This window comes from Pauljensenia sp. C0170B5 (assembly GCF_056590195.1).
The window spans coordinates 349,363-372,012 of the sequence record NZ_JBWPVR010000002.1 but is presented as its reverse complement, the minus strand read 5'-3'; the positions used below and the strand labels follow the sequence as shown (position 1 = coordinate 372,012).

Genomic DNA, 22,650 nt, shown 5'->3' with positions numbered 1-22,650 from the left:
ATGTCTCACTCACACACCACACAGGCTCACCCCTCACAGACGCACCCGACCCGGTCGAAACGTGACGACGAACGTGTCAGTGTCGACACGCACGACATTGATGTACACGCCGAAGACGTGCTTGAAGAATTTGACCGGGAATCGCGCGTTCGCCAGGTCGAGTGGAAACCGATGGCCATTCTCATCACAGCCGTCGCAGTCGCCCTGTCCCTGTATCACATGTGGACCGCCTACTTCGGTGCGCCGCCGGTGCTGATCCACCGATCGATCCACGTCGGCGTCATCTTGTTCCTGACATTCCTGCTGTATCCGCCGATCCGAAAGGGCGTGCGCTCGCGAGTCCCGTTTTATGACATCATCCTGGCCCTGGCTGCGCTGTCGACGGCCGTTTACGTGATAACCAACTACGACGGGATTGTGCGTCGGTTCGGTGAACCCTCGACTGCAGACCTTGTCTTTGCGACGATTCTGGTTGTTTTGGTCATTGAAGCGGCGCGCCGGCTCACCGGCTGGGCCATGCCGCTGCTGGCGATCGCGTTCGTGATATACGCGCTGTACGGGCGATTGTTCCCCGGAATCTTCCGTCACCGCGGGTATTACCCTTCCGACACGTTCAACTTCCTGTATTTGACGACCGAAGGAATCTACGGCACGGCAATTTCTGTGTCCGCCACCTACATCTTCCTGTTCATCCTGTTCGGAGCGGTCCTGCAGAAGTCAGGCATGGGTGAGTTCTTCAATGACATCGCGCTGGCTATTGCCGGTCAATCCCGTGGTGGCCCCGCGAAGGTGTCGGTCATTGCCTCTGGCTTCCTTGGGTCGATCAACGGTGCCGCCGTGGCGAACGTGGTAACAACCGGTGCTTTCACGATTCCGCTGATGAAACGCGTGGGCTATAAGTCGACGTTTGCGGGCGCGGTGGAAGCCTCGTCATCTGTTGGCGGCCAGATCCTGCCGCCGATTATGGGCGCTGCAGCGTTCATCATGGCTGAGACCTTGGGCATACCATACAGTGAAATCGCGATTGCCGCGTTGATCCCCGCCTTGCTGTACTACCTGGGCATCATCGCGCAGGTGCATTTGAGGGCAACGAAGGAAGGCCTGAAGGGTATTTCTCGTGACTCGTTGCCTCTGGTGCGAGACGTCATGAAAGAACGCGGTCACCTGGTCATCCCGCTGCTCTTCCTGATCTACATGCTGTTCTTCTCAGGACGCACCATCTTGTTCTCTGCGCTGCTGACGATTCTGGTGACCATAGTGGTCGCAGAGCTTCGCCCGGCTACGCGCATGTCAGTCAAAGACATCATCGAAGCGCTGGCAAACGGTGCCAAAACAGCAATCTCCGTGGCTGTGGCCTGCGCGGCCGTTGGCATCATCGTCGGTGTTGTGACGATGACGGGGTTCGGTGTCAAACTGGCGAATGCAATCGTAGCATTCGGCGCAGGATCAATTTTGCTGTCACTGGTGCTGACGATGGTGGCCTCGATCATTCTGGGCATGGGCCTGCCGTCGATTCCGACCTACATCATCACCGCAACGATGGCTGCACCTGCGCTTGGTCAGCTGGGCGTGCCTCCGCTGGTTGCACACATGTTCGTGTTCTACTTCGGCTTGTTCGCCAACATCACGCCGCCTGTCGCCCTGGCCTCCTTCGCCGCTGCCGGCCTGTCGGGGGCTGACCCGATGCGCACGGGCTTCCAGTCGATGAAACTCGCCCTGGCCGGATACGTCATTCCGTTCATCTTTGTGTTCAACCCGGTTCTGTTGCTCCAGGACGTGAACTGGCTGGAGGGTATGAAGGTAACTGCCACGGCTGTTGCAGGCGTGCTCCTGCTGGCGATCGCCGTCGAAGGCTTCTTTATGGAAAAGGTACCGTTGCTCATGAGAGCAGTGTTCCTGGGCGCAGGCCTATCCATGATGTCGCCTGAGCCGATCACCGACCTGATCGGCATCGCGGTAGGTGCGTGTGCACTGGCGTTCATGATGATGAAGGCCAAGAAGAACGATAACCTCTCACTCAAAGCCATTTAGCGGCGGTTTGGCCGATCGCGCCGTGGCGGTCGATCATGATGCAGACGGCCGGCCCCTCATCGGGCGTGCTGTGGTGGTGGGGCGGCTGGCCCACCCATCAGCTGCGTGAATTGGGGACGGCTGAGCATCGTGATCTGGCTGTGGCCGTGATATTCCGCGGCTGCGTGCAGCCGAAAGCGGCTGGGATGATCTGCTGATCAACGGGTCAAGGTAATTGAAGGGCTGAATCGTCAACCAGTCAAGGTATGAGGCGTAGGATTCAACATCTCACGATATGAGAACGTTGATATAGTACGGAAAAATCGATGTTCAACGGTCGGCTGTGCGAAGTGAGCGGCCCTCTTACCTTGACGGGTTGACGCGCGGCGGTGCGTTGACCTTGACCGGTTGACTAGGACCTTGACCCGTTGACGTGCGACTGCGCGAACATCGCAAACGGTTGGCTTCTTGCCCGCGCCCTGCACGAGAGCGCGAGCAAGAAGCACACGAACGCTACTTATCCTGGTCCTCTTCAAGCGGTCCGCCGTAGATGTCGTTGATGACAGCCTCGAAGCGCTTGGTCACAACCGCACGCTTGACCTTGAGCGAGGGCGTCAGCATGCCGTTAGCTTCCGTGAAGTCAGAGGTCAGCACGCGGATCGCTCGAATCGACTCGGCACGCGACACATGTGCGTTCGCACGTTCAACTGCTCGCTCCAACGACGCCTGTACCTCCACATTGGTCGAGGCTTCAGCAACGGACATCGCTGGCAGGCCGTGATTCTTCAACCACACCGGCAACATCTCCTCATCCAACGTGATGAGAGCAGCGACGAACGGACGCTTGTCACCTACGACCACAACCTGACTGATCAGCGGATGAGAACGAAGTGGATCTTCCAGCGTGGCAGGTGAAACATTCTTGCCGCCTGCCGTCACGATCAGCTCCTTGGCTCGACCTGTGATGCGCACATACCCATCACGATCCAGCGACCCCAGATCACCGGTGCGGAACCAACCGTCCTCAGTCAACGCCTGAGCTGTCTCGTCGGGCATATTGTGGTAGCCCTGGAAAACCGAACACCCCTTGATGAGGACTTCTCCCTGATCAGAGATCTTGATCGACAGCGGCGGAAGCGGCGGTCCGACCGTGCCAATCTTGGTCAGACGCGGTGTATTGACCGACACCGGCCCAACCGTCTCAGTCAGGCCGTAGCCTTCCAACACAGGCAGTCCGATACCGCGATAGAAGTGAGCGAGATGCGTGGACAGGGGAGCGCCGCCGGACACGATGTAGCTGGCATTGCCGCCCACAAGCTTCAGGAGCTTTTGATACACCAGCTTGTCAGCCACCATGCGCTGGGAACGCAGCGAACGCGAGGGACCTTCAGGAGTATCCAACGCGCGCGAGTATTCCACCGCCACATGTGCAGCCCAACGGAATACTTTGCGCTGAGGGCCCGAGCCCGCCTGAGCGTCCGCCGAGTTATAGATCTTCTCCAGCACTCGCGGCACAACCAGCAGATAGGACGGCCTGAACGAAGCGAGATCCGGCAGCAGGTTCTTCGTGTCAGGGCTGTGCCCCAGCACACCTCCACCTGAAATCTGGAAGACCTGCAGGAAACGCGCAAACACGTGTGCCAACGGCAAGAACAATAAGAGGCGTGAATCGTCACCCGCCGCGATCTCCGGCATCCAACGGTGCGAGTTCACCGCCAGCTCAGTGAAGTTGCCGTGCGTGAGCACCGTGCCTTTGGGCCGTCCCGTCGTGCCCGACGTGTACACGATCGTGGCAATCGAATCGGTGGTGAGCTGCGCCATGCGACCAGTCAGCACTGTGCGCCGAACCTGAGCGCCACCATCCTGGATGGTTTGGATCGCCTCGGAATCCAGCGACAGCACGGTGACATCCTGAGATTGCGAGCTGGCCGCGGCACGCACCAGTTCCGCCATCGTGATGGTCTCAGTGATCGCCACGCGCGCCTGCGTGTCTCTGAGGATAAAGGCGATCTGCTCGATCGACGACGTCTCGTAAATCGGAACGGGCACCAGTCCTGCACACCAGCAGGCAAAATCCAACAGCGTCCACTCGTAGCGCGTATGCGACATGACGGCGACCCGATCACCGAGTTCGAGCCCCATTGCAATCAGGCCGGCAGATGTGCGCTGCACATCCTCGTAGAAGTGCGCGGCACTCATCGGACGCCACGTGTCCCCCATCGAGAGCTTGCGCTCAATAATCGGCTTGCGCGGTGAGCGTTGCACCCTGCGCTGCAGCAGGTAGGGAATCGTGGTGTGCTCGTCGATCCGGACCAGGACAGGCGCCCGCCACTCGAGTGCATCGGTTGAGACAGGTTCGCTCTCGTCCTCGCTCTCGCCCGCGTCAATCGAGTCTCCTGACGGCAGGCGGAGCTGAGACGACGTGAAAGCAGACGTTGCCTCTTCCACACCAATTGACGAGGGAGACTCCTGTCCTGCCGGCTCGACGACTACCTGTTCATCGGCATTCGAATCGGGCTCGCTGGAGCTGTGCGCCATGACTACTTCTTTCTTTTGGCCGGAGGCTCACCCAGGGTCACGTCAGCAACTGTGACACTGTGGGTCTCATGCGAATCATCGCCGCTGTCGGGTGTTGACGCGGATTCTTCAAGAGTCAGCGTACCCGTCACCTTCGTAGCAGAGCGCAGATCGGATTCCACCATTTCGAGGGCAGGAATCATGTCGGCAGGAGCCTGCACCGTCACAGCCAGGAACGGCGTACGCGGAGAAACCTTGGCTTCCGACTTGACGCGGCGCATGACGATCAGCGCTGCCGACGCAGCATCCAGAACAGTCGGGTCACCCTCGGGGCCGGACAGCTCATCGAGGGTAGGCCAGGACGCGCGATGAATGGAACCTTCCTGATACCACGACCACACCTCTTCCGTGACGTAGGGCAGGAAGGGCGCGAGCAGACGCACAGCAGCGTTGATGACCAGGGCCAACGTCGCGCGTGCCGACTGAGCTTCCTCGTCCGACCAGGCGCCGTCGTGGTTGTAGGCACGCTCCTTGACCAATTCCACGTAGTCATCGCAGAACGTCCAGAAGAATGATTCAGTGACCTCGAGGGCACGCGCATGGTCGTAGGCTGCAAATGCGCTGCTGGCAGTGTCGATGACGGAACGCAGGTGTGCCAGAACAGACTGGTCAAGTGGCTGCGTCACATGCGAGGCATCAAGATCCACCTCACCGGAATCGTCGCCCATCGTCAGCGCGAATTTCGAGGCGTTGAGAACTTTGATAGCCAGGCGGCGACCGATCTTCATCTGCGACTCGTCGAAAGCTGAGTCCACACCCAGACGGGCGGAAGCCGCCCAGTAGCGAACCGCATCCGACCCGTACTTTTCGAGCAGGCCCATCGGCGTGACGACGTTGCCCTTCGACTTCGACATCTTCTTGTGGTCTTTATCGACGATCCAGCCGGATAAAGCCGTGTGCTGCCAGGGCAGTTCGCCAAATTCGAGTGCGGCACGCACCACCGTGGAGAAGAGCCACGTGCGGATGATGTCCTGCCCCTGCGGGCGAAGGTCCATCGGGTAAACGCGGGTGAACAGGTCCTCGTCTTCCAGCCAGCCGGCTGCAATCTGTGGGGACAGGGACGAGGTCGCCCACGTGTCCATAATGTCCAGCTCGGCTGCGAAGCCACCGGGCTGGTCACGCTGATCCTCCGTGTATCCGTGGGGCGTGTCGCTGGACGGATCGATCGGCAGGTCAGCTTCATCAGGAATGATCAGCTGGTCGTACAGCGTTGTGCCATCCTCGTCGATCCTGTACCACAGCGGGAACGGCACGCCGAAGAAGCGCTGACGGGAGATGAGCCAGTCATTGTTGAGGCCACCCACCCAGTTCTCATAGCGCACCCGCATGAATTCGGGGTGGAAGTCCAATGCGTGCCCGCGCTCAATGAGCTCCTCATTGAAGTCCTTACCCGTTGATTCATGCGTCCATGGGCGCCCACCGTTGCGGATGTACCACTGGCGGGACGTGACGATTTCCAGAGGCTTTTCGCCGCGTTCAAAGAAGTTTGCCTGACGCTGCGTCGGAGTGGGTTCACCACTCATTTCACCGGACTCACGCAGGCGGTCAACCACTTCCTGACGCGCTGAGAACGTGGTCTTTCCGGCCATCGCCTCATACGCCTGGCGGCCGGCGGGATCCGTGATCCATTCGGGCACGTCGGTTGCGATGCGGCCATCTTTGCGCAAAATAGCTCGCAACGGCAGATCAAGGTCGCGCCACCAGTCAATGTCAGTGGTGTCACCGAACGTACAACACATCGCGATGCCCGCGCCCTTATCCATCTCCGCTTCCGGGTGGGCAAGGACAGGCACTTCCACACCGAAGACGGGCGAGGTAACCGTGGTGCCGAACAACGGCTTGAAGCGCTCATCGTCAGGGTGAGCGATCAGGGCAACACAGGCTGCCAGCAGCTCGGGTCGCGTGGTCTCAATGTAGACATCGCGACCGTTTTCAACCGGTGCACCCTGCTCAGCGGCTTGGCGTGCGGCCCCCTCGTCAGTGATGTGGAATGCGAGGCGGTGGTAGAACCCTGGGTATTCGCGTGATTCGAGCTCAGCCTGGGCCACGGCGGTCTGGAACGTGATGTCCCACAGGCCGGGCGCCTCCTGCTGGTAGGCCTCGCCGCGCGCCAGGTTACGCAGGAACGCTGCCTGGGCAACCTTGCGGGCATGTGCGCCGATGGTTTGGTAATGCTGCTTCCAGTCGACCGACAGGCCGAGGCGACGCCACAGCGCTTCGAACTGCTTCTCGTCATCGATGGACAGGCGTTCGCACAGCTCCACGAAGTTCTGGCGACTGATCGGCTGCTGGTCGCGAGCCTTAATGGATTTTCCGCCACCGGTGTGCGGGGGCTGGAAGTCGGGGTCGTAGGGCAGTGACGTGTCGACGCGCACGCCGAAATAATTCTGAACGCGGCGTTCAGTTGGCAGGCCGTTGTCATCCCACCCCATTGGGTAGAACACTTCCTTGCCCATCATGCGCTGGTAGCGGGCAACCACGTCAGTGTGCGTGTAGGAAAAGACATGCCCCACGTGCAGGGATCCGGAAACGGTGGGCGGAGGAGTGTCGATCGAATAGACCTGTTCACGCGTGGCCGTGCGATCAAATGAGTACGTTCCGGCGTCTTCCCAACGGCCGCCCCACTTGTCCTCTAATCCATCTGCTGTCACTTTGTCGGGCACCTGACCCAGGTGCGGTCGCGATGACAGGGGTTGCTGTGTGGTCATATGAGTCTGACTCCATCCGATACGCGTATAACTCTGCTCTTAGCCTACGAGGTTAAGGCGCTTGCCACCAAAGACGTCCAGCATCCAGTGGTGTCTACCTCAACTCACCGTCGCGCTGGACTGCCGCATCGACAGCGGCGACCAGTGCATTCGACAGGCCTGCTTCTTCACTTGCGAGCAGTCCTGCAATGGTGGTGCCACCGGGCGAGCAGACCTGATCGATCAGCTGAGCAGGCACGATGCCGTCTTCGGCTCGGTCAAGGACCAAACTGGCAGACCCGGCAACCGCCTGGGCTGCAATGGTGGTCGCCTGACTCTTCGACAGGCCGTATTTCACACCGGCGCGCGCGAGCGCCTCAATGATCTGAAACACCCAAGCCGGTGAGCATCCTGCCAGTGCGCTGAATACTGCGAACTTGTCTTCGTCAATGACGAGGGTGGTGCCCACCGCGTTCATCAGTGCGCGAACGGCGTCAAGGTAGGTGCCATTTGTGGTGAAGGAGGCGGCGGTAGTCGAGGCAGCTTTGTTGGCACACAGTGCACTCATGGACTGGCCGATCTGCGCATTCACATTCGGCATGACGCGCACAATCGGAACATCACCCAGCGCTGCACTGAGCGTATCAATCGGCGTGCCGGCAGCCAGGGACGCCACGCATACCCCGCCGCGTTCGGCGATTGTTGGAGCCAGCGCGGTGCACACTTCACGAATCGCGTAGGGTTTGACGGCCAGGACGACGATGTCGCATTCGGCGGCGATACGCTCATTGGTCGCAGACTGTCCGCCCAGCTCATCGGCCAGTGCGGCTGCCCTGCCGGAGCCGGCATCTGAAAACATCAGGGAGTCGATGGCCTCACTGTGAGCCGCTCCGCGAGCAATTGCTCCAGCCATTGATCCTGATCCAACGAAACCTATACGCATGATCTTCTCCTTCTTCGCGTGCGCGCGTCGCCCTCGTCAATTATTGCCAGCGGACGAGGGCGACTCAAAGTGGGCGGCATGACCGGCGTGACGTTACTTGCGGCGCGTGCCGAAAATACTGCGGGTGATTTCGCGCCCAATCTGAGTGCCGGCGGACTTGATCACGTTGGCCAGTGCCGATTCCATGGATCGTTGGCGGCGCTCGCGGGCTTTCTGAGCGCGTTGCTGCTCACGTTGGGCTTCCTTCTCCCAGCGGGCTCGCTCCTTTTCCGCCTCTCGTTCGGCCTTCTTGCGAGCCTTCTCCTGTTCCTTTTCCAGCTCGGCCTGCTTTTCTTCTGCGGCCCGCTGGTCGATCGCTTTCTGGGTGCGCTCAGCCAGCTCTTCGGTGGCAGAGCGCGGGTCAACAGGCGTGGCGTAGCGGGCGACCAGATCTGAGGCCGACAACAACGTAGAGATCGTCGCGTCGGACGCCTCTCCCATGACCGATGCGGGAGCCCAGATGCTGAACGGTGCGGGCGGTGTGGGGCGGCCTTTCGGGTCGAGTACCGTCACCACCGCTTCACCTGTGCCGAGCGTGGTCAGGATCTCCGCCAAGTCCAGATCAGTGGTGGGGAAAGTCTTGACGGCATCCTTGAGGCGGCGCTGATCGTCCGGTGTGATGGCACGCAGCGCATGCTGGATGCGCGAACCGAGCTGTGCGAGCACGTCAGAGGGGATGTCCGTGGGAGACTGGGTGACGAAGACGATGCTGACGCCCTTGGAACGGATCAGGCGCACGGTGTGGACCACCTGACGCACGAACTCCTTGGTCGCATCGGTGAACAGCAGGTGTGCTTCGTCAAAGACGAATGTCAGGCGTGGCTTGTCCAGGTCACCGACCTCGTCGAGGCTGGAGAACAAGTCAGCGAGCAGCCACATGATCAGCGCGGAGATCAGGGCCGGCTGGCGGGACATGTCGCCTACTTCCAGCAGGGAGATAATCCCGCGCCCGTCACTGTCGGCCTTCATCAGGTCAGCCGTGTCGAATGCGGGTTCCCCGAAGAACTGGTCACCCCCCTGGGAAGCAAGGGCGGTCAGCGTGCGCAAGATGACACCGGCGGTCGCTTTGGACACGCCGCCGATCCCGCTGAGCTCCTCTTTGCCTTCAGGGGAAGTGAGGAATGTGATGACTGATTGCAGGTCACCGAGGTCAACAAGTTCCAGACCGTTCGTGTCGGCCCACGAGAAAATCAGTTGAAGTGCCTGCTCCTGCGTGGTGTTGAGCTGGAGAGCGCGGGCCAGAAGCAGCGGCCCGAAATCGCTGACGCGTGTGCGCACCATCGCGCCGGGAACAGGGGCGTTGGAGCCTGCCGGTGTGAGCAACTGTGTGGGGAAGGAAGCCGGTTGCCAGTCCTGCCCGTTGGCGGTCGTGCGCGCAGCAAGCTTGTCGTTGGCAGTACCCTTTTCGGCAAGGCCGGTCAGATCGCCTTTGACATCGACGAGGGCGACCGGGGTTCCCGCTGTTGACAGTCCTTCTGCCAGGAGCTGGAGGGTGCGAGTCTTGCCAGAGCCGGTGGCGCCGGCTACGAGTAGGTGACGGTTGAGGATGGACAGCGGTATTGTGGCGGTCGCCTGGGGTAGGTGAGTGTCGCCGTCTAGCAGCGTACCGACCGTGATGGTTGGAGCCGATGTGGTGTCCGCGAATGCGTAGGCGGCGCTGATAGTGTCAGCCAAAGGTGAAGAGGCAGGAGGCGTCGTGTCTTCTTGAGGCTTATCGGGCGCGTTGTCCGTCGTGCCTTCTGGTGCCTGCTGGGGCGCGTCGGCTGCTGAGTCCTTGTCTGCTGCTGAGTCCTTGTCTGCTGCTGAGTCCTTGTCGGCGGATTCTTGCTCCTGCTCAGATTCGTCAGCGTGCGGTTGCACGTCGTGGGGCTTGTCAGAAGGCGGGTTGTCGTCCTGTGCGTTCTCGGCGGGGTTTTGAGCTGGGTCTGCGGGCGCCTGCACTGATCCGCCCTGTGCTTCCAGTGCGGCGAGGCGGGCTGCGGCGGCCTCAGCTTCTGCTCGGGCGGCGCGTGCTTCAGCTTCGGCCGCCTGAGCGCGAGCCTGTGCGAGTTGAGCTTCCAAGTCGGCGTTGTTTTCACTCATATCTCGAGTCTAAAAGCTCACCGCAAGGATCAGGGTTAGTTGGCGCCCGCAATTGACTGAGCACCGTCGATCCATTGTCCGGCTTGTGTTGTTGAGCCGTCAGAGGGGCGATTTCCGGAGACGTAGTAGATCGTCAGATCGCCTTTGGGAAGAATCGTCAGTTCGACGAATCCACCGTTTTCTTCATCGTGCCAGTTAAATGTGGTGTCCGATTTGGCATCTTGAGGCGTGATATCGGTGAAGTGGCTCAGACCTGCTGGGGGGAGGACACGGTCGCCGATTTCACGCGCGCTGTCAGCAGGAATTGCGTTGCCGGCCAGGACTGCAGTGCTGACCTCAAAGCCAACGATGGCTCCGGTTTCTTTCTCTGTCGTTCGTCCGTCCAAAGAAGGCCCCTTGAGCTCAGAGAAAGACCCAGCTCCGGATTCGGAGAGTTCGTCGAGAAGCTGCTTAAAGGCGGGGAGAACTTCCGTTTGAACGCTTTCAATTGTCTGGCGCTTCTCAAAGGGGGCGCTGCCATCCCAGAACTCGTTAGTCACTGTTTGCTCCTTTGTGGTACACGACGCTGCTGTCAACGCTGCAATTATCAGTACGGATAGAAAGGGAATGCTCGGAGCGTGCAGTCTTGTACGTGCTGCGAACACCATCTACTTCACTCCCGCGATTACACGGCCGAAGTCATTCATTGTCGCAGACCCTTCTTCAAAGTAAGAACTGTGCTGCGAAAACGGGTCGACCCATTCCCAGAAGGTATCAGGCTTAGCAGTGGAATCTGCGAGATGCTCGATGCCGTCAAGCTTGTTCGGGTTCTTGCCGAAGGAAAAGTCCGGTCCTATCCCTTGCACTCGATCTCGGTATTGGGCGTGCGAGACGTGCGCATGCGGTCCCGGATCTCCTCCTGAATCAGCGGGCAGGTTATATTCACGGATGTCCTGCACACCCGATCCAGGGGAGCCAAACATCACGAGATCGTCAACTACTCCTGTCCTCGTGTCCTTCACTGCCATACCGGAAGTAGTCGAGCCATACGAATGGCCGAGAACAGTCTGATGCGGGTCACCATATTCGCCTGCCTCACGCGAGGCCTGGATTCCTTCAACGAAAGAATTGAGCCTGTCGGCACCTGCGTGTGCTTTAGATGTGGAGGCAACATCTGACAAGTCCGGAGCATCGTAGCCGAGCCATGCAATAGTTGCGACATCGCCATTATTGTTCTTCAAAGCCTTGCTCTGCATGACGTCTGTCTTGGCCGTGTACGAGTCGAGACTATCGTGAACTGTAGTGTTCATACCGGGAACGAAAGTCGCAACGTGCTTAGCGCTGTCAATATCTCCATGAGCGACAGCGGCTTTCAATCGTTCTCCAGAATCATCTAAAACGAGTAAGGACAATTCCGGGTCGGAATTAAGTGTGGACTCGACAGCGCGAAGATTTTCCAGTTTCTCTTGAGCTCGCTGCCATTCACTATATTCGAGTGATGCAAAACCCGATGGCCCCAAGCGTTCTTGAGCATCAAGGTATTTCTTGCGAGCTTCCTTCTCGGCTTGCTCAGCTTCAGAGAGCATGGCAGGAAGACGAATCTTATTGGCTTCATCGCGTGCGGATCCAGGCAGGCCGTCCAGCCCTCCGATGAGGTCTGGATGATTTTTGATGAGGGCATCTTGTTCATCTTCAGATAGAGCATTCCACCACGTTGCGATTTCTGCTGGTGACCAGGTGGCAGGGTCAGGCAAATCTGATAAACCCGGACTCGTAGAGCTGCTACTCTCCGAATTTCGATAAGAGCCTTCTGCCACGGCGCGAGTGCGATGTGCATACTCGCTGTCCACTTCTGTTGCTCGCTGAACTGCACGGTTGATGTTTGCAATCGTAGCCTGACATTCCGCTTCGTTCCGCGCCGCCTCAATGGCGTAAACGTCTGGGGGGAGAGTGGACGGTGGCGGGGGATGAGATGCCGATCCATTTGCATGGATCGCCACACCATCGATCTGTGCCTGAGTGATGCATTCATGAACGAGAGTCATGACTTCATTGACGCCATCAGCAGCATCTGCCGTTGCCATCATGAGCTCGGCAGTGTCATTAATGACGCGGCTCAGATGTTCAATGATCGTGCCTAATTGATCGCGCGCTGAGTCTGCAGCCTCACCAACAGACTGGATCTCGTTTCGTGCTGCGGCTGCTTCATCCGCCTGAGCTCGGAACTTATGGTAGGAATCAGTCAGGTTGTTCGCCGCTTCAATGACCGGGCTGTCATTCCAATATTGAATATCGCTCCACGAGGGCATTGCGACCTCCTACTTCACTGTGTGAACAGCGGTGTCCCCACCTGTGCCGCCATCAGTGGCTCTAGCAGGTTCTGAGTACGCTGGCGGCTTTACAGTGTTGCCTGAAAATCCGTTAGTAATGCTGTTTTCTGTGGCGTTGAAGCTGTTTTGAGTACTCATAGCAGCATCGCTGAACCGAGACAGCAAATTGGCGGTAGCTTTTGAGCGTTCCTCGATATTCGCGCCGGCCTCCGCCGCGGCTGAAGGTGACGATGCGCCGGGCATTGCTGATGAAAGTCCTGAAAGTGCGTCCGCCACTGTGACGGAGCAAAGATCGTCAGCGATAGATGCAGTTGAATTGGAGAGCTTGCCGAAATCTCCTGGCACGACATGTAAATCTGTCACGGTAGTCCTCTGTCTCCTTGTCAGCGGGCGTTTTCATGGTAAGAGATGCATGCCCTCGAGTAAAGAGGTTGGAATAAATCGCTTGTGATGTGGACAGTGCCCAGTTATCCACATGAGGCACTGCGCGCTGGAGTTATCCACACTCGCACTGCCGCTGTTCCGAGACAGTCCGCAGTATCCATACAGTGCCCACATGGACCTCCTTCAACGCCGTCGTCTCAAAAAGCTGACACACGCTGTGTACGCCCAGGCAGCGTCTGAACGCGGCGACGAAACACCCGAGCAGCGCATCCGTATTCTGCCATCGGCGCCGGCAGTCATTGTCCTGGTCCTCGTCATTGTCCTTGTCAGCGCAATCTCAGTATGGCGCTTTCGTTCAGCTCCAGATACCGCCCATAGCCTCGACGAATCATCGCCAAACGAAGCACCGGCTGCTCAGTCCGCTCAGTCCTCCTCGGCTGTTACGGGCGTTGACGAGGGCGATCTACTCACCCCATCTGACACTGCCAGCGTCACCGTCTACGTGACAGGGCAGGTCGGGCAGCCGCAAGTCGTGGAGCTTCCCGACGGCTCACGAGTCATCGATGCGGTCGATGCTGCGGGCGGTCCACTTGCTGATGCCGACCTTGAATCGCTCAACATGGCGCGCGTGCTGGTCGATGGTGAACACATAGCCGTGACCAAACCAGGTGAAAGCCCTCCACCCGGTGCTCAGACAGGCACTCCGTCACGCAATGACTCTGATGGCAACCCGGCAGGCAACACGGCACCATCCTGTATCAACATCAACACCGCTGAATCTGCCGAACTCGAAAATCTCGACGGCGTGGGACCAGCCATTGCGCAACGCATCATTGACTATCGCCAGACAGTTGGTCGCTTCGATTCAGTCGAACAGCTCGATGATGTCTCAGGCATTGGACCGGCAATGCTTCAGAAGATTTCGACAGGTGCGTGTGTGTAAGAGCGGCGTTGCCACCGACAGAAACGCCTGCTACTGGGCACTCGCATCGGACTGGGCTCCGTCAGTCCACTGTTCGGCTTGAGTTGTCGAACCATCCGTCGGGCGCATGCCTGAAATGTAATAAACAGTCATGGAACTATCGGGTAGAATCGTCAGTTCGACGAATCCACCGTTATCCGGATCAAACCAGTTGTACGAGACCTCGCCGGTGTCGTCATCATCGGGTGTGAGGTCACTGAATTGGGTCATTCCGAGCGGGGTCACAATGTCGCCTGTGATCCGGCGAGCCTCTTCAGGCGGAATTGCGTGGCCAGCGGCAATGGCAGTTGCAACTTCAAAAGCCGAGATCTTGCCCGTGTTACGATCAGTCGCACGACCCGTCAGCGAAGGGCCCTCGAGCTCTGAAAATTGTCCGGCTCCAGCTGCGGACAGGTTGGCGAGGATTTCCTGGAATGCGGGCAGGATGGTGCGCTGAACATCCTCGATTGTGGCGCGCTGCTCGAGGGATAAGGATCCATCCCAGAATTGATTATCCGTCGTCGGCTGCGAGGAATGACACGACGTCAGCGCAAACGCAACCATGAGTGTGACAAGTGGCAACATCAGGAACGATCGCACCCGCGTTCTCAGCGCATCAGTGCGGGACTTGGTGTGAGCGCGCTGTAAGCGTGCTGCACTCAGTGCGCGGACGATCCTCGTTGATGCGCGCAGGTGCAAGAGTTCTGGAGATGGTCCCGGAGGTGTCCGTATCGCAGCGTCGTGAGCATCAGGAGCAACGTATGGTGGGTTCAAACGGGTGTCCTTGTCATGAGCGCGGTTAGATGAGTCCTACTGTAAGCGCGCTGCGTCGCCCCTGTAAATCGAACGACAACTTAATCCGACCGGGGTTTTGTCGTGTGGAAAACCACCGCCGTCCACAGCCACCACACGTGTGCAGCGCTCACCCACAGGCGAAGGACACACGGTGGTAGGCGGTGAGACGAATGCATACCCTCGTCCTCATGCAGCACTTTTTCTTGATTGAATCATCGGCTCGCACTCGCCGTTGCCATGCCGGTCAGCCGTTTCCCGGGGCGCCACCGTCACTGAAGGCCATCCGATGAGTTCACCGAGGATTTATCCGCGCATGCGTGATATGCGTGTCACGCCGGTTGCCGCCAGCATCTGGATCACCCTGCTCATCTGTCTGCGCATCTCGATCCACCTGAAGGATGCGGTGGTAGTGACCGGTGTCCTTGTGGCACTCGCAGCAACACTGGCCGCGTGGCGGGTTCGTGATCGGCACAATGAACGAGGGAGGCCTCGCCCTCGCCGGATGCGCACTCCTGTCGGATCGTTACGGTTGGGATGGGCGGCAATACTTATCGCATCGGGTGCGGCTGCAATAGTTGCCGGCAGTGCCTGCGATGCTCATGCGCGGGATCCGACCGTGCGCCTCATCGACTCTGGACGCACCTACGTGACGCTCCGCGTGCGCCTGATCGATGACCCAGCTGCGATGGCAAGCCGGTGGAACCGGACACGCTTCTACGCAGACGCGCGCGTCGAACAGGTTGAAGTGTCTCACGGTCAATGGCAGCCCTCGAACGTGAATGTCATGTTGATGGGTGCAGGGATTGGAGAGTATGTGCGCGATGATCGCGTACTCGTGCGCGGCAGTATTGACTCGCAATTTCGCTCCGACCCGCCGTTTGTGGGCGCGATGGAGGCTGAGAACATTGAGCTGACTGAACGCCCGGGCGGATGGGTCTCGATTGTCCGTCATGTCAGATCATCGATGCGTCAGGTGTGCTCGACGCTCACTGTGCAAGGCCAGGCGCTGGTTCCCGGCGTCGCCATTGGTGATGATCGCGCCATGAACGAGGAGCTTTCGGACGCAATGAAGACGTCGTCGCTGACGCATCTCACGGCCGTGTCCGGAACTCACATCGCGATCATGTTGTCACTGATCGTCAGCGCAGTGCCAGGGCGAGGATTGATCCGCGCTGGCGCGACCCTTGCGGCGATGAGTCTTCTTGTGGCAGTTGTCGGACCGCAGCCCTCGGTCATACGCGCGGTGTTGACCGCGAGCGTCGGAGTCGCAGGCTTGTTGCTCAAACGGCCTGGGGGAGCGCAGGCAGCGCTGTCCACCGTGGTCGTACTGGTTTTGCTGATTGACCCGTTTTCTGCCCGGGCAGTGGGGTTTGCGCTGTCCGTCCTTGCCACGTGGGGCGTTGTCGGCCCTGCTCAACAGTGGAACGAAGCTGTCAAGCACGCGGTGCGCAGCGATGCCTGGTATGCGCGCTGTGTCAGACGCCTGCTGCAGGCGTGCTGTGTTCCACTTGCCGCTCAAATCCTGGTGGCGCCTGTCCTCGTACTGATGTCGCCGCTTCTACCAGTGTGGGGTGTGATTGCGAACGTTTTGGTCAGCCCTGTCATCGCGCCAGCGTGCGTCTGCGCCCTGATGACAGCGGTGTGTGCGCCGTGGTGGCCCGCTGCAGCAACCCTGATGGCGCACGTTGCACAAATATTCACGGGATGGATCGCGTGGGTCGCTACATGGGTGTCGTCATGGCCGATGGCGAACGTGTCATGGCCACAGGGGATCGAGGGAACTATCGTCCTGGCCAGCGCAGCAATCGGAATGCTGAGTGTGTCCACAGTGGTACGCAGATGCCGTCGACGCATGTCACACTAGTGGCATACCCTGAATCTAAAAAACGACACGGTGAGGAAGCGGAGGAGGATGGCAGATGGCGCGTCGATCCCAGTCACGCTCAAGTGACCCGATCGAACTGGCACCTCTTGTGCTGGTTAAAGGATCCGAAGCCTTCCTGGCAGACCGTGCCGTCAGTGAGCTTCGACGCCAGGCCACTGAACGCGACGCTTCAGTTGAACGCGTGGAGATTTCGGCCGCCACGTATCCGGCTGGACAACTCGATGTTGTCACCTCACCGTCCCTGTTCGGTGAACCCCGCCTGATCGTGATCCCTAATTTTGAAGTCACCAATGACGAACTGATGGTGGATCTGCTGGCCTACATTGACAACCCGGCAGACGACGTGTGGATGATTGTCCGACACAACGGCGGTAACCGTGGCAAGAAAGTGCTCGATGCGCTCAAGAAAGCACATGTGCCCACGATCGCGGCAGATCCGCTCAAATACGACAACGAAAAAATCGACCTCGTCATGTCCGAGGCGCGCCGCCTGCACCGACGCATCGAAGCTGAAGCTGCGCACATGCTCGTCGGCGCTCTGGGATCTGACCTGGCGGAAATGATGAGCGCACTGTCCCAACTCATGAGTGACGTCGAAGGGACGATCACGACGCAAGCCGTCCACCGTTACCATTCAGGCCGAGTGGAAGCCTCCGGCTTTGACGTTGCTGACGCTGCACTCGCAGGTCGGACAGCTCAGGCGCTCACACTGCTACGCCACGCTCTGGCAACAGGTGTCGCGCCGCTGATGATCGTCGGCGCACTGGCATCGAAGTTTCGGTCGATGGCGTACGCAACCGCTCCGCGTGGCGCTCTGCAGTCTGTGTCGATGAATCAGTGGCAGTTCAACCGTGCACGGCGGGACGTGCAAGGGTGGACTGACACGGCTTTGGCCGGTGCCATTGAAGCCATCGCGCTCGCAGACGAAGAGGCCAAAGGCCTGTCACGTGACCCTGAACGCGCAGTCGAAAAATGTGTCCTCACGATCTGTCGACTGCGCGGGTCGGCCCGCGCCTAAGAGCCTAGGAGCCGCTTCTAGTCCACGTCGACTTCGTCGGGGTGAGACGAGACACGGTTGCCTCGCTCCAGCGCGGTGATCGCGCTCATTTCGTCACTGGTCAGCGTGAAATCAAAGATCTCCATGTTCTCGCGCATGCGCTCAACATGTACTGACTTCGGGAAAATGATGTTCTTCATCTGCAAATGCCACCGCAATACCACCTGAGCAGGAGTCTTTCCATGAGCTTCAGCAGCCTCCTTGATCGGCTTCTCACCGAACAGGTCGTACTTGCCCTGTCCCAGCGGTCCCCAGGCTTCAATCGCAATATCGTGCGAGCGTGAATACTGCGTCACCGAGCTTTGCTGGTAGGTCGGATGCAACTCAATCTGGTTCACAACCGGAACAGTCTCGGACTCACCGAGCAAACGCTCCAGGTGTTTCGGCAGGAAATTACACACACCGATCGAGCGAATCAGCCCTTCCTCTCGGCACTTTTCCATTTCATGCCATGCATCGAGGTACGCATCCTGCCGGGCGCACGGCCAGTGAATGAGGTAAAGGTCAACGTAGTCAAGTCCCAGGCGTTCCAGGGACTGCTCAAGTGCCTGGCGTGCTTTCGGCTGGTCATCGTTCCACAGCTTCGTGGTGATGTACAGGTCTTTACGGGCAATTCCCGATTCAGCGATCGCGCGTCCGACGCCTTCCTCGTTCCCGTAGATCTTCGCCGTGTCGATGTGGCGATAGCCAGTTTCGAGGGCGTCCATCACTACCCGCTGTGCCTCATCTTCTTCAACGAGGAATACCCCAAAGCCCAGCTGAGGGATCTCGTAGCCGTCATTCAGTTTCATCACAGGAATATCGCTCATGGCTCCAGTGTGCCATTGACCACACTCGCGTGCAGAACGAGAACGAGGACGGTCGAACGCGGAACACCTGCGATAACGCGAGCAGAAAATGCCGGCGAATGCGTGATGGCGCGCGAAGCGGACGAAGGAGACTGGCGTGGCCGAACCAAAAAGCGAGGGAGCAGGCGCCATGCCTGCTCCCTGTGAAAGTGTGTGCCCGCTCGGGGCGCAGAATCACTCCGCTTTTTCAGCCGTCATCTTGTTCAGACGGTGCGACAGCTTCGACTTACGCTGGCTGGCCTGATTACGGTGAATCACGCCCTTGGAAGCAGCCTTGTCAAGCTTGCGGGAAGCAACCTGCACTGCTTTTTCTGCAGCGTCCTCGTCGCCTTCTTCAATGAGTTCGCGAGCCTTACGTACCAAGGTCTTCAGCTCAGACTTCACTGACTGGTTACGCAGACGACGCTTCTCGTTGGTGCGGTTGCGTTTGATCTGAGACTTAATATTCGCCACTGTCCGGAAATCTCCTTACTTCATGAACGTCCAGGTCGGTGAGGGTTCTGTCGCTACCGGGACTGGGACGAGGGGACATCCCGCAAACGGTAAACAACCAGACCCCCTGCTCGACCAAGCCGGGAGCCCGACCGTTAACATTACCAGCATCAAGCGCGTCCGTGCCAGTAGCTGAACGAAAAAACGGGGTGAATACGCTCACCTTCGGCCGGTTCGGGCGCCGGCTCCAGAACAAGTGAGCCGGCGGTGGCCCTCTCAGAGGCGCAACTTGACGATAGTGAGCAGTCGCGCGACTCAACGAAAATCTTCAGCGGTGGGAGTTGGCGGCAGTCCTTACCTGTTCGAGTCGACGGTGCGCATGCCGTTGATGACGCGTTCGAAGATCTGACGTTTCAGTGTTGCGCCTTCTCGACGCACTTCATCATGAGCTACCCATAAAACCCGATCGAGTCGAACCTCGGATGGGCGCCCTCGTGAATCCCACGTGCCGGTACCGACGTCCATCCAGTGACGGCCCTGCGAGGCTTCCCAGCGGGCATCTCGATCGTGGTCCTTCGAGGTCAGCTGCGCAACATACACGCCGTGGGTGCCTGACTTTGTCGAGCGGCCGATGACCACGACCGGGCGATCTTTTCCGCGGGAGGCATCCTCCTCATAGGGAACCCACGTCCACACCACTTCACCCGGATCCGCATCCCCATCCGGATCAGGATCGTAGGAGGTATGCGCAAGACCCTCGGACAAGTCAACCTCGCGAATGGAATGCGCGCCGAGGGGGCGCGGCTGGGAACCGTCAGAAGGCATGGAGTTGCGCTGCGATTTGCGTGTCTGTGTGGGCGCCTGCGAGCCGGAGGTGCGCATCTGAGACACCACAGTGAACAGCGCTTTGCGGGCAATGTTGCGTGCGAGTCGGGACCACGATGGCATGAGGAAATCCTAATGAGAAGCTAGAACGATGATGGAAACAAGGCAGGTGACTGCACAGATCGCACCACCCGCCGTCATGGCGAAGAAGGCAATCACGCTGGTGCGCAAATCGCGTTCGAGCCAGGGAGCATTTTCCACCCCGCCCAGGTATTCCGTTGCGGCACGTTGAGCTGCCTCGACACGAGGAAGAGTGGTCTTGCGCCGCAGGTCATATTCCTTACGTGCGTTGAGCCAGCGTACTTCTTCGCGGTCAAGAATTGTCGAGGGAGAAAGTGCCGACTCCTGAGGCGATGAGGGGGAAGCATTGTGGACGGTGATTGAGTTGCCTCCACTCGAATGGCGATGTGCCCGGGAGTCTTCCCGAATGGCCTTGACCCACAGGCGTCGTTCGTACCAGAAGACACCGGTGACAAGCAATGTGACCACCGCAATAATCAGGGGGAGCCATGAGCCGAAACCGTCGCGCTGGCGCACCACGAAAATGCCGAGCAATGCGCAGATGGCTGCTGTCGTTGCGGCTGTGATCAGAACGAGCAGGCCGATAAAACCTGTCACGCGTGCAATCCACCGGGAAACCCGCTGAGTGGTGGCCGGGATGGGTGTATGTGTGCGCGGCGGCAGCGGGGTTGCTTCAGACGTCATGGAACCTTCCTTCAGTACGCTTCGTCATCATTGTCACCCAAAAGTGGCCGGTGTGCGTGGCATCACGGACAGAATGCGAGGCTAATTCATGTACCACCTGCACAATTGTGGGCATCTGCAGTACTGTTAGTGTCTGAAAATACTTTCAGGTCGGTACGTGACACGTTAGGAATTCTCAGTGGACAACGATCACACGTATGGTGCCAGCCGGTGGCCGGAACAGGATGTTCCTTCATCGTCTGATTCCAGCCAGGACTACGGCAACTCAGCATCAACTGGATCCGCATTGGAACAGTCCGGATATAACTCGTCGCAATACTACGGGTCGTACGGCAGTTCCCCTTATGGATCGGCCAACGGCGCTCCCAACGGTGCTGCCAATGGCGCTCCCGATGGGTCCTCATACCAGGGCCAGTCCTATGGCGGCTATTCCAACCAGGGTGTGTACGAGGCGCACGGCGCAACCCCGTACCCAAACCAGGGCGGGTATGGCAACCGGGGAGGCTACCAGTCTCAGGGCGCCTACCAGAATCCCGCCGGATATCAGGCGAATCCAACCTATTCGGCACCGAAGTCGCGAATCGTCGCAGGAATCCTGGGCTTGTTCTTCGGCACGCTCGGTGTCCATAACTTCTATGCCGGTAGGACGACGCTGGGCATTATTCAGCTCTTGGTGACGCTCGTGTCGTTCCCGCTGTGCTTCATCATCATCGGGTTCTTCACGCTCACCGGTGTCGCGATCTGGGCGTTTATCGAATCGATCATGTACTTCATCGGATCGGGATCTTACGCCTATGATGGGCACGGGGTGCCGATGCAGGCTTGAGGACTTCTCTGGAAGGCTCCTTTTATCCACAGGGATAGAAGGAGCCTTCGTTTATCCACAGATGTACTCGGCCATACATGTGTGTGCCATGAACTCATGTCAGTATGAGTGAACCGAAAGGAACTGACATGAAATGAGGTAATGGTGTGGGACAATCTACGACAGGCTCGCAGCATCGAAGCAGTGCCGGGGGGATGCCAGCCCCTGTCAATATGAAAAGCCGCGCCGGTGATATCACCACTGAAGGGCGCGCCTTGGAACGTATGCGGCAGCTAGCAGACGGAGGCAACCTTGAAGAAGCGATTCACGTCGCCAAACAGGTGATCACGTGCAATAACGTCGATACTGCGACGCAAGTCATCATCATGAAACAGGTCGTCGATTGGCATGGGCACCTCGGGCAGGCCGATTACGCGCGCAGATCAGCTTCCAAAGCGGTCACCCTGGCGCGCCGCGATCTGGGAGCGTGCCACCCACTGTCCCTGCTTGTCCGTCACTCGGAGCTGTACTGGATGTGCATGAGCGGATACGACGAGGCTGCACAGCCGCAGTTCGAACCGCTCATCAAGGATATCTGCCGTACCCTGGGGCACACCGATTCACTGGCATGGGCCGCGCGCACAAACTCCGCAATGCCGTATAAAAAACGCCGAGATTACGCGGGAGCTGCCCTGATATACCGACAACTTGCTGATGACATGGGTGCCGAATTGGATCCTGATGACCCGATGCTCCTGACGATTCGTGACAATCTTGCCGAAGTGCTCGCCCTCGACGAACAGTGGGATGCAGCGATTGCACTCTACGAAGAGCTCGTGAAAGACGTGATACCGGTGTGGGGGCAAGGCAGCGAATTGACGCTGAGTATTCGCGATTCCCTTGCAGCATGCCTGTTTGCCTCAGGAGACGTGGAAAAGGCGCGACAATTATGGTCTGTCCTGGCACAAGATTGCCGGCGGTTCCTGGGTGAGCGCGCTGACATGACAGCCCGGCAGCGGATCTTACAGGTCGCCCTCGCCCTCGATGAGGACGATTATTCGGCCGCGCAGCACTGGTGCGCCGAACTGCTGGAGAATCTGCCCGCCGGATTCACTGAAGAGGATGTGCAGATCTACATGCACATTCAGGGCTCCTGCCAGGAAGCTGTCGACACGCAGGAGGGCATTCGGCAACGGTAGGCGAGCGGAAGCGGCGCGACGTGCGGCGGTGGTCCCTGACCCGGGAT

At 59.0% G+C, this 22,650-nt stretch carries 19 protein-coding genes; 7 read left to right on the top strand and 12 right to left on the bottom strand.

What is annotated here, in order from left to right; all coding sequences use genetic code 11:
- Positions 1 to 2,031 carry a TRAP transporter permease gene (locus AC1EJZ_RS04950; RefSeq protein ID WP_480294064.1) on the top strand — a complete coding sequence of 677 codons (2,031 nt, stop codon included), beginning with the start codon at positions 1 to 3 and terminating at the stop codon, positions 2,029 to 2,031.
- A 35-nt stretch (positions 2,032 to 2,066) separates the two neighbouring features.
- On the top strand, positions 2,067 to 2,228 hold the full coding sequence (locus tag AC1EJZ_RS04945; RefSeq protein ID WP_157843498.1) for a hypothetical protein: 162 nt from the start codon (positions 2,067 to 2,069) through the stop codon (positions 2,226 to 2,228).
- Positions 2,229 to 2,523: 295 nt separating this feature from the next.
- Here the strand turns inward: AC1EJZ_RS04945 and AC1EJZ_RS04940 are convergent, their stop codons facing one another.
- The 7 genes from AC1EJZ_RS04940 to AC1EJZ_RS04910 form a co-directional block, all read right to left on the bottom strand.
- Entirely contained in the window at positions 2,524 to 4,548 is a 2,025-nt protein-coding gene (locus tag AC1EJZ_RS04940) for an AMP-dependent synthetase/ligase (RefSeq protein WP_285014487.1), read from the bottom strand.
- 2 nt (positions 4,549 to 4,550) lie between these two features.
- The gene (gene valS, locus AC1EJZ_RS04935) at positions 4,551 to 7,295 is read right to left on the bottom strand and encodes a valine--tRNA ligase (protein ID WP_480294062.1); all 2,745 of its coding nucleotides are present in this window, start codon (positions 7,293 to 7,295) and stop codon (positions 4,551 to 4,553) included.
- 94 nt (positions 7,296 to 7,389) lie between these two features.
- Positions 7,390 to 8,217 (bottom strand): pyrroline-5-carboxylate reductase, encoded by an 828-nt coding sequence (gene proC, locus AC1EJZ_RS04930; protein WP_480294061.1) that lies wholly within the window; start codon positions 8,215 to 8,217, stop codon positions 7,390 to 7,392.
- A 93-nt stretch (positions 8,218 to 8,310) separates the two neighbouring features.
- On the bottom strand, positions 8,311 to 10,338 hold the full coding sequence (locus tag AC1EJZ_RS04925) for a helicase HerA-like domain-containing protein (RefSeq protein ID WP_092648414.1): 2,028 nt from the start codon (positions 10,336 to 10,338) through the stop codon (positions 8,311 to 8,313).
- Between the two features lie 35 nt (positions 10,339 to 10,373).
- Positions 10,374 to 10,877: a DUF4853 domain-containing protein gene (locus AC1EJZ_RS04920; RefSeq protein ID WP_070727467.1), complete on the bottom strand. Its 504-nt coding sequence runs from the start codon at positions 10,875 to 10,877 to the stop codon at positions 10,374 to 10,376.
- A gap of 108 nt (positions 10,878 to 10,985) precedes the next feature.
- Positions 10,986 to 12,626 (bottom strand): alpha/beta hydrolase, encoded by a 1,641-nt coding sequence (locus tag AC1EJZ_RS04915; RefSeq protein ID WP_480294060.1) that lies wholly within the window; start codon positions 12,624 to 12,626, stop codon positions 10,986 to 10,988.
- 9 nt (positions 12,627 to 12,635) lie between these two features.
- Positions 12,636 to 13,010, bottom strand: coding sequence for a hypothetical protein (locus AC1EJZ_RS04910; protein ID WP_070727473.1), 375 nt, complete (start codon positions 13,008 to 13,010; stop codon positions 12,636 to 12,638).
- Between the two features lie 193 nt (positions 13,011 to 13,203).
- On the opposite strand from AC1EJZ_RS04910, the gene AC1EJZ_RS04905 reads away from it, so the two are divergent.
- The gene (locus tag AC1EJZ_RS04905) at positions 13,204 to 13,974 is read left to right on the top strand and encodes a ComEA family DNA-binding protein (protein ID WP_070727582.1); all 771 of its coding nucleotides are present in this window, start codon (positions 13,204 to 13,206) and stop codon (positions 13,972 to 13,974) included.
- Positions 13,975 to 14,004: 30 nt separating this feature from the next.
- Here AC1EJZ_RS04905 and AC1EJZ_RS04900 read toward each other — a convergent pair whose 3' ends face one another.
- Positions 14,005 to 14,766, bottom strand: coding sequence for a DUF4853 domain-containing protein (locus AC1EJZ_RS04900; RefSeq protein ID WP_141757407.1), 762 nt, complete (start codon positions 14,764 to 14,766; stop codon positions 14,005 to 14,007).
- A gap of 334 nt (positions 14,767 to 15,100) precedes the next feature.
- Between AC1EJZ_RS04900 and AC1EJZ_RS04895 the strand changes: the two genes are divergently transcribed.
- Together AC1EJZ_RS04895 and holA are read left to right on the top strand one after the other, a co-directional pair.
- Complete coding sequence (locus AC1EJZ_RS04895) at positions 15,101 to 16,651, top strand: ComEC/Rec2 family competence protein (protein ID WP_480289038.1); 1,551 nt, start codon at positions 15,101 to 15,103, stop codon at positions 16,649 to 16,651.
- Positions 16,652 to 16,706: 55 nt separating this feature from the next.
- On the top strand, positions 16,707 to 17,690 hold the full coding sequence (gene holA / locus AC1EJZ_RS04890) for a DNA polymerase III subunit delta (protein ID WP_480289039.1): 984 nt from the start codon (positions 16,707 to 16,709) through the stop codon (positions 17,688 to 17,690).
- 17 nt (positions 17,691 to 17,707) lie between these two features.
- On the opposite strand, the gene AC1EJZ_RS04885 is transcribed toward holA, so the two are convergent.
- From AC1EJZ_RS04885 to AC1EJZ_RS04870, 4 genes are all read right to left on the bottom strand, one after another.
- Entirely contained in the window at positions 17,708 to 18,538 is an 831-nt protein-coding gene (locus tag AC1EJZ_RS04885) for an aldo/keto reductase (protein WP_480294058.1), read from the bottom strand.
- Between the two features lie 213 nt (positions 18,539 to 18,751).
- A complete protein-coding gene (gene rpsT / locus AC1EJZ_RS04880; protein WP_058236375.1) occupies positions 18,752 to 19,030 on the bottom strand; it encodes a 30S ribosomal protein S20 in 279 nt (92 codons plus the stop codon).
- Between the two features lie 333 nt (positions 19,031 to 19,363).
- Positions 19,364 to 19,957: a type II toxin-antitoxin system PemK/MazF family toxin gene (locus tag AC1EJZ_RS04875; RefSeq protein ID WP_092648421.1), complete on the bottom strand. Its 594-nt coding sequence runs from the start codon at positions 19,955 to 19,957 to the stop codon at positions 19,364 to 19,366.
- Positions 19,958 to 19,966: 9 nt separating this feature from the next.
- Positions 19,967 to 20,599 carry a hypothetical protein gene (locus tag AC1EJZ_RS04870; RefSeq protein ID WP_070727488.1) on the bottom strand — a complete coding sequence of 211 codons (633 nt, stop codon included), beginning with the start codon at positions 20,597 to 20,599 and terminating at the stop codon, positions 19,967 to 19,969.
- 178 nt (positions 20,600 to 20,777) lie between these two features.
- Between AC1EJZ_RS04870 and AC1EJZ_RS04865 the strand changes: the two genes are divergently transcribed.
- On the top strand, positions 20,778 to 21,425 hold the full coding sequence (locus AC1EJZ_RS04865) for a TM2 domain-containing protein (protein WP_480294056.1): 648 nt from the start codon (positions 20,778 to 20,780) through the stop codon (positions 21,423 to 21,425).
- A gap of 212 nt (positions 21,426 to 21,637) precedes the next feature.
- A complete protein-coding gene (locus AC1EJZ_RS04860) occupies positions 21,638 to 22,603 on the top strand; it encodes a tetratricopeptide repeat protein (RefSeq protein ID WP_285014505.1) in 966 nt (321 codons plus the stop codon).
- The last annotated feature ends 47 nt before the right edge of the window (positions 22,604 to 22,650 follow it).